Annotated in this window: 13 protein-coding genes; all 13 read left to right on the top strand. The window is 41.4% G+C overall.

Annotated features, from left to right (window positions below):
- Nucleotides 1–2 precede the first annotated feature (2 nt).
- The 13 genes from secY to AWH61_RS17780 all read left to right on the top strand — a co-directional run bounded on the left by secY (nt 3) and on the right by AWH61_RS17780 (nt 13,183).
- Entirely contained in the window at nt 3–1,322 is a 1,320-nt protein-coding gene (gene secY / locus AWH61_RS17850) for a preprotein translocase subunit SecY (protein ID WP_014977524.1), read from the top strand.
- 38 nt (nt 1,323–1,360) lie between these two features.
- A complete protein-coding gene (rpmJ, locus tag AWH61_RS17845; RefSeq protein ID WP_012519217.1) occupies nt 1,361–1,477 on the top strand; it encodes a 50S ribosomal protein L36 in 117 nt (38 codons plus the stop codon).
- A 175-nt stretch (nt 1,478–1,652) separates the two neighbouring features.
- Entirely contained in the window at nt 1,653–2,009 is a 357-nt protein-coding gene (rpsM, locus tag AWH61_RS17840; RefSeq protein WP_012519216.1) for a 30S ribosomal protein S13, read from the top strand.
- 14 nt (nt 2,010–2,023) lie between these two features.
- Nucleotides 2,024–2,416, top strand: a complete 393-nt coding sequence (gene rpsK / locus AWH61_RS17835) for a 30S ribosomal protein S11 (protein ID WP_012519215.1) — start codon at nt 2,024–2,026, stop codon at nt 2,414–2,416.
- Nucleotides 2,417–2,440: 24 nt separating this feature from the next.
- Complete coding sequence (gene rpsD, locus AWH61_RS17830; RefSeq protein WP_012519214.1) at nt 2,441–3,061, top strand: 30S ribosomal protein S4; 621 nt, start codon at nt 2,441–2,443, stop codon at nt 3,059–3,061.
- 19 nt (nt 3,062–3,080) lie between these two features.
- Complete coding sequence (locus AWH61_RS17825; protein ID WP_039226687.1) at nt 3,081–4,070, top strand: DNA-directed RNA polymerase subunit alpha; 990 nt, start codon at nt 3,081–3,083, stop codon at nt 4,068–4,070.
- Between the two features lie 41 nt (nt 4,071–4,111).
- Entirely contained in the window at nt 4,112–4,513 is a 402-nt protein-coding gene (gene rplQ / locus AWH61_RS17820; protein WP_012519212.1) for a 50S ribosomal protein L17, read from the top strand.
- A 205-nt stretch (nt 4,514–4,718) separates the two neighbouring features.
- A complete protein-coding gene (locus tag AWH61_RS17815) occupies nt 4,719–6,062 on the top strand; it encodes a flagellin N-terminal helical domain-containing protein (RefSeq protein WP_075177814.1) in 1,344 nt (447 codons plus the stop codon).
- An 841-nt stretch (nt 6,063–6,903) separates the two neighbouring features.
- Nucleotides 6,904–7,953: an HAD family hydrolase gene (locus AWH61_RS17800; protein WP_075177812.1), complete on the top strand. Its 1,050-nt coding sequence runs from the start codon at nt 6,904–6,906 to the stop codon at nt 7,951–7,953.
- 2 nt (nt 7,954–7,955) lie between these two features.
- On the top strand, nt 7,956–9,872 hold the full coding sequence (locus tag AWH61_RS17795; protein WP_075177811.1) for a rhamnan synthesis F family protein: 1,917 nt from the start codon (nt 7,956–7,958) through the stop codon (nt 9,870–9,872).
- A 4-nt stretch (nt 9,873–9,876) separates the two neighbouring features.
- Nucleotides 9,877–11,130: a glycosyltransferase family protein gene (locus AWH61_RS17790; RefSeq protein WP_075177810.1), complete on the top strand. Its 1,254-nt coding sequence runs from the start codon at nt 9,877–9,879 to the stop codon at nt 11,128–11,130.
- 11 nt (nt 11,131–11,141) lie between these two features.
- Nucleotides 11,142–12,263, top strand: coding sequence for a hypothetical protein (locus AWH61_RS17785; protein ID WP_075177809.1), 1,122 nt, complete (start codon nt 11,142–11,144; stop codon nt 12,261–12,263).
- A 2-nt stretch (nt 12,264–12,265) separates the two neighbouring features.
- Nucleotides 12,266–13,183 (top strand): acyltransferase, encoded by a 918-nt coding sequence (locus AWH61_RS17780; RefSeq protein WP_075177808.1) that lies wholly within the window; start codon nt 12,266–12,268, stop codon nt 13,181–13,183.
- The last annotated feature ends 59 nt before the right edge of the window (nt 13,184–13,242 follow it).

The raw sequence follows: 13,242 nt of genomic DNA, 5'->3' as shown, positions 1-13,242 counted from the left end.
AGATGGCTAAACCAGGATTGGATTCAGGCGCTAAAAGCGGCTTGAGTGAGCTTAAGGCAAGATTGTTGTTCGTACTTGGTGCGATTGTTGTATTCAGACTAGGTTCTTACGTTCCTATCCCTGGCATCGATCCAGCTGTACTTGCTGACTTGTTCGAGCAACAAAAAGGCACCATTGTAGAAATGTTTAACATGTTCTCTGGTGGTGCGCTTGAGCGTGCATCCGTTCTGGCTTTGGGCATTATGCCATACATTACTGCATCCATTATCATGCAGTTGCTCTCGGTGGTTCACCCACCGATGGTGGAGCTTAAAAAAGAAGGCGAAGCAGGCCGTCGTAAAATTAGTCAGTACACGCGTTATCTAACGCTTGTATTGGCTATCTTCCAATCAATTGGAATTTCGACTGGTTTGCCTAACCTGATTAATGGATTGGTGATAAACCCTGGCTTCGGATTCTACTTTACGGCAGTAGTGAGCCTAGTCACAGGAACTATGTTCCTTATGTGGTTGGGTGAGCAAATTACCGAACGAGGTATTGGTAACGGTATCTCTATATTGATTTTTGCTGGTATTGTTGCCGGTCTGCCAACAGCGATAGGTCAGACTGCGGAACAAGCAAGGCAGGGCGACATTAACTTGTTGTTCCTACTGTTGATTGGCGTGATTGTTATCGCTCTTACATACCTAGTTGTATTTGTAGAGCGCGGACAGCGCAGAATTGTGGTAAACTACGCAAAACGTCAGCAAGGCCGTCAGGTTTTTGCTGCGCAAAGCACCCATTTACCGCTAAAAGTCAACATTGCTGGTGTAATTCCACCAATCTTTGCTTCTAGCATTATTCTGTTCCCGGGTACCATCGCAGGATGGTTCGGACAGAATGAATCAACAGCGTGGTTGCAAGATGTAGCGCTTATGCTATCTCCTGGTCAACCGCTGTACGTGATGTTATACGCAGCTGCGATTATCTTCTTCTGCTTCTTCTACACGGCGTTGGTTTTCAACCCGCGTGATACAGCAGATAACTTGAAGAAGTCTGGCGCGTTCATCCCAGGCATCCGCCCGGGTGAGCAAACGTCACGATACATTGACAAGGTAATGACTCGCCTTACACTGGCTGGCGCACTGTACATAACCTTTATTTGTTTAGTGCCTGAATTCATGCTAATTGCTTGGAATGTGCCGTTCTACTTCGGTGGTACGTCGCTTCTCATTATCGTAGTAGTTATCATGGACTTTATGGCACAAGTACAGACACATTTGATGTCTAGTCAATATGAGTCTGTGCTGAAGAAAGCTAACCTTAAAGGCTACGGCCGATAAGTTAGCCCCTTAATATTGATAGAAAGGGGAAAGATGTAATGAAAGTTCGTGCATCAGTAAAAAAGATTTGCCGTAACTGTAAAGTTATCAAGCGCAACGGTGTTGTGCGTGTAATTTGCAGTTCTGACCCAAAGCATAAGCAGCGTCAGGGCTAATCTAAGCGGAACAAGATATTCGCAAAGCTAAGTAAGCAGAACCTAGATAGTACTTGTCTGGTTCTGCTAGTTTTGTTTTAAAGTATTTTGAACCTTAATTTGCAATTTAGTCGACGGGTAAGTATCCTATCGGGCTTTTTAGGTCGTCGACAAATAAACAAGAGGAGTGCTGTTAATGGCCCGTATCGCTGGCATTAACATTCCTGAGCACAAGCATGCTGTAATCGCTATCCAAGCGATCTATGGCGTTGGTCCCACACGTGCGAAAAGCATTTGTGCGGGTGCTGGTGTTGCAGAAAATACAAAAATCAAAGAGCTAGACGAAGCTACTATTGATAAGCTTCGTGACGAAGTGGCTAAATTCACCGTTGAAGGTGACCTACGCCGTGAAGTCTCTATGAGCATCAAACGTTTGATGGACCTGGGTTGCTTCCGTGGTATTCGCCACCGTCGTAGCTTGCCTCTACGTGGTCAGCGCACTAAAACTAATGCGCGTACCCGTAAAGGTCCTCGTAAGCCAATTAAGAAGTAAACGGGGAGTAAGTTATGGCTAAAGCACCAGCTCGTAGCACGCGTAAGCGCGCTAAACGTCAGGTTGCAGACGGTATGGCTCATATCCATGCGTCTTTCAACAACACAATTGTGACTATTACAGACCGTTCAGGCAATGCACTAGCATGGGCGACATCTGGTGGTTCAGGTTTCCGTGGTTCACGTAAATCTACCCCATTTGCTGCACAGGTAGCTGCTGAGCGTGCAGGTGTTGCTGCACAAGAATACGGTCTTAAGAACCTTGAAGTTTTCGTTAAAGGTCCAGGTCCAGGCCGTGAGTCTGCGATCCGTGCTCTTAACGCTACAGGTTATAAGATCACAAACATTACCGATGTGACCCCTATTCCTCACAACGGTTGTCGTCCACCGAAAAAACGTCGCGTTTAATCGACGGACAGTTGGAGAAAGATCATGGCAAGATATTTGGGTCCAAAACTCAAACTTAGCCGTCGCGAAGGAACAGACCTGTTCCTAAAAAGCGGCGTTCGCGCAATCGATTCTAAATGTAAAATCGATACAGCGCCTGGTCAGCACGGTGCCCGTCGTGGCCGTCTGTCTGACTACGGTGTTCAGCTGCGTGAAAAACAAAAAGTTCGTCGTATGTACGGCGTTCTGGAAAAGCAATTCCGCAACTACTATAAAGAAGCTGCACGTCTAAAAGGCAACACAGGTGAAAACTTGCTACAGCTTTTAGAACAGCGTCTTGATAACGTAGTTTACCGTATGGGTTTCGCTAGCACTCGTGCAGAAGCACGTCAGCTAGTTAGCCACAAGGCGATCATGGTAAATGGTCAAGTTGTGAACATCCCATCGTTTAACGTTTCTGCCGAAGACGTGGTTTCTGTTCGTGAAAAGGCTAAGAAGCAAGCGCGTATCGTTGCTGCTTTGGAACTGGCTGACCAACGTGAGAAGCCAACCTGGATTGAAGTAGACAGCAGCAAAATGGAAGGCACTTTCAAGCGCGTTCCTGAAAGAACTGACCTGTCTGCGGAAATTAACGAACAGTTGATCGTCGAACTTTACTCTAAGTAAAGCTAACTAAAGAGGAAGCATTGTGGGTTCTGTGACTGAATTCCTAAAACCGAGATTAGTTGAGATCGAAAACGTTTCTCCTACTCGTGCCAAAGTAACTTTGGAACCACTAGAGCGCGGCTTCGGCCATACTCTAGGTAACGCCCTACGTCGTATTTTACTGTCATCTATGCCAGGATGTGCAGTTACCGAGGTAGAAATTGACGGCGTTCTTCACGAGTACAGCACCAAAGAAGGTGTTCAGGAAGACGTAATTGAAATCTTGCTAAATCTTAAAGGTTTAGCGGTTCGCCTTGAAGGTAAAACTGAGGCAACCCTAACTCTAGTGAAATCTGGCGCTGGCCCTGTTGTTGCTGGTGATATTCAGCATGATGGCGACGTAGAAATTACAAACCCTGACCACGTTATTTGTACTTTAACTGGCGAAGCTGAAATCAGCATGCGCATAAAAGTAGAAATGGGTCGCGGTTATGTACCAGCTTCTACCCGTCGCTCCTCTGAAGAAGATGATCGTCCAATTGGTCGTTTGTTAGTAGACGCTTCATACAGCCCAGTTGAACGTATTGCTTACAGTGTAGAGTCTGCTCGTGTTGAACAACGCACAGACCTAGACAAACTAATCATCGACATGGAGACGAACGGTACTTTGGATCCTGAAGAAGCGATCCGCCGTTCTGCTACTATCCTAGCTGAACAGCTAGATGCATTCGTAGACTTACGTGATGTGTCTGAGCCAGAAGCGAAAGAAGAGAAGCCAGAATTCGATCCGATTCTGCTTCGTCCAGTAGATGACCTAGAGCTGACAGTACGTTCTGCAAACTGTTTGAAAGCAGAAGCTATCCAGTACATTGGTGACCTGGTACAGCGCACTGAGGTTGAGCTACTTAAAACGCCAAACCTTGGTAAGAAATCGCTAACTGAAATCAAAGATGTTCTAGCATCTCGTGGTCTTTCTCTAGGTATGCGCCTAGAAAACTGGCCGCCAGAGAGCATCGCTGAAAAAGATTAATCAGGTTTTTATCAAACTGATTTGTAGAGAAGGATAAAACTATGCGCCATCGTAAGAGTGGTCGTCAGTTGAATCGCAACAGCAGCCATCGTCAAGCTATGTTCAAAAACATGGCCGGTTCTTTGGTCAAGCACGAAGTGATCAAAACTACGTTACCAAAAGCGAAAGAATTACGTCGCGTAATCGAGCCTCTAATCACTATGGCTAAAGAAGACAGCGTTGCAAACCGCCGTCTAGCTTTCGCCCGCACTGGTGACAAAGAGGTTGTAGGTAAACTATTCAACGAGCTTGGTCCTCGTTACGAAGCTCGTCCAGGCGGCTACACTCGCATTCTTAAATGCGGTTTCCGTGCTGGCGACAATGCCCCAATGGCATATGTTGAGCTAGTTGACCGTCCAGTTGTAGAAGCTGAAGAAGAAGCAGTAGAAGCAACTGAAGAGTAATTAATACTCGATTAGAAAAAGGGGCCTGAGTGAAAACTCAGGCCCCTTTTTTTGTACCTGTTATTTTGGTCTCAATACTACCTATTGGTACCGTAACCATCTTTCATTTGGCATGCTTATTGTAAACATTTTTTTAGGGCAAGAACTTATTCAAAGCTAAGTTTACATCTGTATTAAACAAGGCGAAGAGCGTTAAGGAAAAAACGTGCTATCGGTTACAGGAAACTACCAGTCTTTAGGTCTTTCAACTTTACAAAATACAGCGCTATCAACGCGTCTAGAGCGTTTGAGCTCGGGGCTAAGAGTAAACAGCGCTTCCGACGACAGTGCTGGCCTTCAGATATCCAATAGACTTGCCTCAGAGAAAAGAGCCTATACGCAACTTAACCGTAACTTGAATGACGGTATAAGCTATGCACAAATTGCAGAGGGTGGACTGCAAGAATCTGCCGCTATACTGCAACGAATGCGGCAGCTGGCAATACAATCGCAGAACGGAATCAATAATGTCAACGACCGTGCCGCTTTAGATAAGGAATTCCAGCAACTAAAAAGCGCACTAAACGGCATTGCGTACAATACCGAAGCATTTAATCGTTTACCGCTAGTGGATGATAGCGATCTGCTTTCAGCTAACGTTCCATCTATAAGCGATACATTTACAAACGGCGTAAATCAAAGTATGACCAGCGGATTGCGCTCTATCGCTTATATTCCCGCAGGCTCTACGAACATACAGATTAACTTAAACGACAATGGTGCTAATGACGATATTCAAGTGTTTACTGTAGACGGTAAGCACTTAGCGGGCACCCCTTTGTCTGCTGGTACATGGAATAGTAACGGCATTTCAAATAGCACATCCATTGAAAGTACGTTCTTTTTGCCAACCAATGGGTATGAGCCAACAGCGAGCTATGATGACAGCAATTTGCTAACCATAGGTTCAGCAACGATAGATGGAAACAGTATTTCATTTACTGGTGACCAAAACGCAAGTGGTAATTTCAACGAAACTTTGACCATTGCGAGCAATGCGCAGCCATTGATAATCTCTGTTATTGGTTCAGGTGCGTTTAATGTAACCGCATCGTGGACGTCGCTTGGAAATGAAGGCGGCCCAACCTTCACATTAGGCCCAGTAGACATTACAGCGACAAACCAACTCGGTGTTGGAACGGATTTCATTAAACTCACTAAAACACCTGCAACGTTAACTGACCTTGGGTTAGATGGCACGTCCGTACAGAATGAAAGCGATGCAGAAAGCGCACTCGAGCGAATAGATAGCGCTTTGCAATTGGTGAGCGAAAGCCGAGCATTTTACGGCGCTAAAATTAATCAAATGGCATCAGCCATACGAAACAATGCGATAGGCTTCGAAAATATAAGCCGTGCCCACTCACAGATAACGGACGCAGACTTCGCGTCAGAAACCGCACTGCTTACCCAAGCGCAAATAGTCGAACAAGCGAGTATTTCTGTTCGGGCTCAGGCTAAGTCTAGCGATGAGCAGGTGTTGGGGTTGTTGAATGAGGTTGTAAGCTAAAACCCAGTATTATTATTTAGATTAGCTATAAAGCTTTCACTTAAAATATAGATATCCTGCAATCAATTAAGTACGAGTTCTTGATACCACCTAATTTCACCCGTTGAAGTTAAACATTATATCTGTATAGGCATCGCGCTCTGGAGAACTGTGCATAGGGCCGAAATTTGATGTATTATTGCCAACTTTGTGACTCGGTCAATGGCGAAAGGGATATAAGTTGGCATTTACAATTGACATAGAAAAAAACAGAGAGATTTCTGAGTTATCTTTTTTACCCGCAGAAGGCGTGTATTCCCAAAAGCCTAAATCTAACGAAAAGCACCCTAGTGCTCTGCCTGAAGATTTCCGAGAAAGTTTGCCCCCAGTAGGTTTAATCAAACCTAACAACAATTATTTGTTTGGCAAAGGTTGTCTATTGACTGAGCTTAGAAAAAGAATCCAGTTACTTTTCTCACCGTGTCTTAGTCAATGCCGCGGAAGTAGAAGCGCACTGCGAGTCTTTAAGTTTTGAGATAACACATCCCGAACTGCTTACTTTTCGCAAAAAAATAGCACTTTTCCAAAATGCTAGCGAAGTGGTTTGAGAAAGAGGGATCGCGTAGCACTAAAGTCTTTTTACAAATAGTATTAAGAAAATGACGGTGCTTTTAAATCCTTATAAGAGGATGACTAGTATCCCATTGCTCGAAGATAAAATATGTAAATTACAAAATTTTGATGTTAATTACATAATGGGTAAAGAAGTGAGTTTTGATAGTGGATATACCATCGCCGTTTAAAGCAGTGTAACGATTTTAAAGGTCGTACAACGGTATCAACGTGGAATAGTTGAATTAACATGTTAAAAAATAAGTCTTTGGAAGAGTTCGGGTATAACTTTTTAGGCCCTGTCTTAGCCTCTTATATCATTGAAGTGTCAAGTAAATTATCTTTATTGTCTAACGATAAGAGCATAAAAGTTTTTCACCTAGCTAGAGAGGGATATGCTTTTGAAAAAGCTTTCGATTTAGTTAATAGCGATGCATACCCATCGTCATACTTAAACGTATCGCGCACGTTTTTATTCAGAATATTGTCAGATATTGAATCATCGTGGCAATACAGTGTTAAGCATAGTTTTGAAGGCTCGCTGGCTGACTTTCTACATGCTCGATTCGCTTTTTCAAAAGAGCAGATTTCAAACCTTTTAGACGAAGAACAAGCGAAAGAAACTATTGTTTTGCCGGATGACTATGAACGAGTTTGTCAATTTTTAAAAACAAAGCAATCTGAAATTAGTGAGTTGGTAGCACCAGTAAGGGCAGTTTACCTCGAGTATCTGAACTCAATTGGCTTTGTTAATTCTGAGGTGACTCCTGTTCTACTTGATGTCGGTTATTCTGGCACTATTCAAAAGCTGCTTACCCTACTTGTTAGTAAAGACACTTTTGGTATTTACATGATAACGACTACCTCAGGTGACGAGAAAGTTGGTGACAACATCGCAAATATTGACCATGTTTTTAAAACTAGTGTCAAAATGGGCGGAGGGTATTTGATGCTCGATAGATCAATGTTCTTAGAGGCATTACTCACCGCTCCGAATGGACAATTTATCGATATTTTAAAAGACTTAAATACCGAAGACTTTCATTTCTGTTATGGAAAGCGCACATATACTCAGGAGAACTTTTCAGATCTTGAAATTGTTCAGAAAGGCGCACTCGCTTGTCTGAAGAATTGCATCAAATCAGGTACAGTTTATTCGACGGATGAAGTAGAAGAGATATTTTCCGCATACGTTACTCAGAGAAACTTGTTGCCTCGTGCGAGTTGGCCATTATTTGTTCTTGATGATGCGATATCGGGACAAGGCAACCTGAACCCACTTACTTTCTTTGGGCTGTAAATATGAAAGATAACGTTAGAAAAATTGTAAGACGTGCGCAGCAATCGTTAGAAATGACATCTAACCCTAAGATTGCAAAGGCATTTAAAACAGCAAAGTCAGAAGGCTATTTTGATTACCAGTGGTATCAAGAGCACTACGGGCAATTCCCACATGAGCTAGCAGCATTTTCTGATTATTTAGAAAAGTCTAAATCTTCAAATGTAAATCCTTCTGCGAGATTCGATACTGAATTCTACCTTCGAAGTAACGTAGATATTTACTTAAACGGTGTTAGTCCTTTAATTCATTACTTGTATCACGGGCGTTACGAAGGCCGTGCTTCGTCTGGAGTAATAAATCGTTGGTTACCCTCAACGGAATTATTAGCCAAAGAGTCGGCGACGTGGCGTAAGCAGAAAATTGCCATTGTGCTTCATATCTTCTATCCCGATTTTGTAGAAAAGTTTGCTAATACCATCAAAAGCTTCCCCACGAATGTGGATATATTTGTAACAGCAGCTTCACGTGAAATAGAAATAGAATCTCAGGATAAGTTCACCAAGCTTGGGAACGTTAATCAAGTTAAAACGGCTATTTGCGAAAATAGAGGCCGAAACTTTGGCCCATTTTTAGTTAACTTCAGCAAAGAGTTATTAGACTACGACTTAATGTGTCACTTGCACTCGAAAAAATCTCTGTATAGCGGTAGAGAGCAAACGCAATGGTTTGACTATCTGAATAACTTTTTACTTAAAGACAAACATGTAGTGAAGTCAGTTCTCAGGTTATTCGATGGTAATCAAGAATTGGGAATGTACTATCCTTCCTCATTTTGGATGATGCCTGCATGGGTTAACCACTGGACTTGTAATAAACCTTATGCAAACTCTTTTGTAAACGAATGGCAATTAGATATTTCCGAGAACTTTGTTAATTATCCCGTTGGTGGAATGTTCTGGGCAAGGCCAAAAGCAATTGCCCCATTATTAGACAAACAATACGTTTACGAAGACTTTCCTGAAGAACCGTTGCCAAACGATGGAAGTTGGTTACATGCCCTAGAGCGAACTTTAGGTCTGTTAACCGAGAAGCAGGGATATAAACAGTTTTTCTACTATCCACCGCAAGGTAAGTTTACGCTCGATAAGTCTTATATATCTTCAAGTTACTTTAAAACGCCAGAGTCACTTCTTGCCGATATTCAAAACTTCGAAATAGTTTCTTTTGATGTGTTCGATACGGTACTGCGACGCGAATTTACTGCCCCAGATTATGCAAAGTTCAAGTTAGGAAAAGAGCTAGCTGGTGAAAAGTTCTTTGATTCCCCAGAAGATTTTATTGAAAAAAGAAACGATGCAGAATTAGCGTGCAGGAAAGCCAGAAATTTCGAAGGTGATGTAACTATCTTCGAGGCATATGAGCAATTGGCAAAAACGTTAAATATCGATACAGAAGTAACAAAAGAATGGGCTGAAAAAGAGTTTTATTTTGATCTCGAGATGTCACTACCCAAAGACGAAATGGTAAAAATCGTGCATGAATTAAATGCAATGGGAAAAGATATTTGGTTTGTAACTGATATCTATTACACCAAAGATCAAATTTCTAAAATGTTAAGAAAAATTGGTATTTCAGTACCCTATACACTTCTGGTGAGCGCCGAGTTGCGTAAGCGTAAAGATGCCGGAACAATGTGGACCTACGTTAAAGACCAAGTCGCAGAACTAGGAAAAAGCTTCGTTCATGTAGGGGATAATGTGCGCTCTGACGCTCAAATTTGCGGGGACTTCGGCCTTCAAAACGTTCATATTTTAAACCCATTAGATAAATGGGCTATCGCAGGCTTTAAGGCACCGGATTTTGATAGAGAAGATCACATACAAAAGTGGGGGAGTATCATTGGAAACTTTGGCCGCTACCCTTACTTTGGTGAATAACTAAATGGATGTATCAGATAAAATGAATGTCGCAATCTTAATGATGCAAAAGAACGAAGATGAGCTGTTGGATAAGTGGATTGCTTATCACTCTTATCTTGTCGGTCATAGAAATCTTTTCATCTATGATAACGGAAGTACAAGCGAACGGACGCTACAAAAGTTACAAAACGCGCAAAGTAATGGAATTAATGTACTGTCTCAGTTTTCATCTAAAGCAGACTATGAAAATAGGGGAAGAATATTTTCAGATCATATCAAAGAGCTTGATAAAAAAGGCGAATTCGACTTCTATATGCTTATTGACTGCGATGAATTTTTAGCATGTGTAGATAAGGAAGGGGTTATTAGTTGTGATCGCTTAGCGCTAGAACACAGCTTAAAACCATTAAGTATGTGCGACGATGTACTTATGATTGATGGTCAATACTACAACTCTTCTATATCAAAATCGTGGTTCAACAAACAACCATACAGAAAATGTTACTTTCGAAAAGGTAATATCGAAAGTTTAGACCAAGGGTTTCATTGGGGAAAAGTGACGACGTCGCAGAAAGAATTGCGTACAAATTTAATCCATATTCACTTTCACAATAAACCTTTCGAAATTGCTAAAAATCATGCAAAAGAGAAATTAACTGGGCGCGTGGAAAGCTTTGATCTTGAATATTTAAGGAATTACAAAGGGAAGGGATTCCATTTGACGCGGTTCTTTTTTGAAGATGAGGAAGAATTCGTATCACGCCAAGTTAAGCTAAATCACGTGTATTCTTCATCTCTATCGGGCAAGTTTGAAGAGTTAAACGTAAGCTGGCCTTACGAAGAAGAAGTGAATAGATCAAGAGAGAAGCTTGGAGTGCAAGATGATCTTTCTCTATTCAATAACGTGCTACCAGAGTTTAGGGGGTCGATAGATACAATTACACGCCAGGGAGAAGATATTCTTTTTCGGGGTTGGGGCATCTTAAGGCATAGTCGACCCGTTCAAAACCTTCTTGTTGAAGTGAACGGCCAAATTTACATAGCAAAAATAATAAAACGCTATAATCGAGATGACGTGAACAAGCTTCTTAATGTAGCTGGTGTAGAGCTGGGCTTTGACGCCTACATTCCAGCAAAACATTTCTCAAGCCTTTCTACAACTCCTGCCTTTGGTGAATTAAAATCTTACATTGACTTTGATCGTACTTTTTATAGGTTCGATATGAGGGAAAGCTTGAAAAAGTTTGATTTTGTTTCTTGCCAAGTTATTAGTTAAACAAGCTGTATATGAAAAAACACGTAATTTTGCACATTGGTCCTCCAAAGACTGGAACGTCTGTACTACAAAACTGGTTCAATGCTAATAAAGAGCTATTGGCAAAGCATGGCGTTTTATATCCTGAACATAGAGTAGATAAAAATGGTGTGAGCTCTGGCAATAAAGACCTTTTTTTAGATAAGTGCAATGAATCTGGCGTTACTAAATTTAACAATACAAAATATCAGTTGCTTCTAGATGATTTCAAAAAAGGAAGTTTTAGTCGGTTATTACTAAGCTCTGAGTTTTTCTTTTCAGCTTTACCACATATTCTTGAGGCTTCTAAAGGCGTTAAGGTAGAAATTGTCGCTTATATTAGGCCTGAATACGAATTTCTTGAGTCAATTTATAATCAGTCAGTAAAAAGAAATAAGCAAACAAAACCTATTGCTTTAAAAGAGTCTTTACCGGCGAGCTACTTAAATCGACTCATGGACTATATAAAGACGTATGGAAGTGAAGAGTTTCATTTAAGAGGGTACGGCGTAGGTAATTTTTTTCAAAATGGTATAGTCGCCGACTTTCTAAGCGTTCTTGATATCGATGAAGGGTATGCTACGTCTAGTAATAATCAGTATATTAATCGCTCTTACAGTTTTGAATGTTTGGAATTTAAACGTTGGACGAACAGGTTTCAGTTAAACGGTTTAGATCGTGAGCTAGACTCACAACTTCAGGCTTACGACAAAGGCATCAAACACTATACGGTTATCCCGTTTAAAGCTTATACCAGATATCAAGAGCAGAGTAAGAAAAAGATTGATGTGCTTAATAGCCTGGCCCCAATTGCTAACGTTGAAGCTCTTTTTGATTACATAGATAGCAGTAAGCGCGGTGATTACTATCACCAAGACCTTTATGATTCCCACATTGTGCATGTTATTCAATTTATATTGGAACGCGACGCCTCTTTAGTTCAGTCTTTGATTAAATCGATAGAGAAACAGGCAAAAGACGAATTCGATAAAAAGAAGCTGCACGTTATAAAGCAATGTTATTTAAAAGGTGCTGAAAGCGCTAAGCTACAAAAAGGCCTGTGGAGCCAAGTGGTAAGAAAGCTTAAAGCTATAGCTTCGAAAGTAGGAATTTAGGAATGCATAACCTCGATGATGCAAGTTGGAAATATAGAAAGGACGCAATAGAAATATGGGAAGCCAATGTTTCTGATTCAAGCGAGCAAGAGGCGATTAAAGGAGTACTTAGCCGTAACGCGAATGCTTCTTTTGGGCGAAACTGTTACATCGCCCCAGACTGCAATTTTTTTACTCACAAAGCAACGTTAGCAAATAATGTTCGAATTGGTTCACAAGTAACATTAAGGGGAAATTTAGTTTTCGGAAGCGATGTTACTGTTAATCCAATGGCTAACATTATAGGGAATGTAAATATTGGTGATGCTGTTAGAATTGCTAGTGGCGTTCAAATATTTGGTTTTAATCATGGCTACGATAGAGTTGACCGCTATATAAAAGACCAGCCCATTACATCAGAGGGTATTATTATCGGAAACGGCACTTGGATAGGTGCTGGCGCCAGTATCGTTGATGGGGTGACGATAGGCGCGAATAGTGTAGTTGCTGCGGGCGCTGTGGTAACAAAGTCTTTCCCTGAATTTTCGATAATAGGTGGAGTGCCTGCAAAACTTCTAAAAAATAGATTGCAAGGTAATGGACGAAAACTAGAAATAAAAATGCATAATGCGGACAGTTTTCCTGCTTTAGTTCACTTAGAAGTGCCTACAACAGGATACGTAGATAATAAGAATCCGTACATAAATGGTTGGATAGCCTTTAATGATGAAATATGTGATTTGTTTGTGACATCTGCTCATACCGAGTTGCCCGTTGAATTGAAAGAAAACAGGCCAGATGTTGTGGACTTTCTCAATAGAACTAATCAAAAATTTAGGCAATCTCGCGTGTTCAGCTTTAGAATCCCAGTTTTAGCAAACCCTGTTACTCTGATGGCAAAAAGCATAGGGAAAACGACAGAATTTGTTTCGATTTTGTAATAGTGTCAAATTAATGGAGAAGTGGAGACTTAGATTTCAGACCAAGTAAATGTCTAGGC

It is taken from the genome of Alteromonas sp. W12 (assembly GCF_001924945.1).
In the GTDB taxonomy this organism is placed as follows: domain Bacteria; phylum Pseudomonadota; class Gammaproteobacteria; order Enterobacterales; family Alteromonadaceae; genus Alteromonas; species Alteromonas macleodii.
This window is presented reverse-complemented; position numbering and strand designations above follow the sequence as displayed.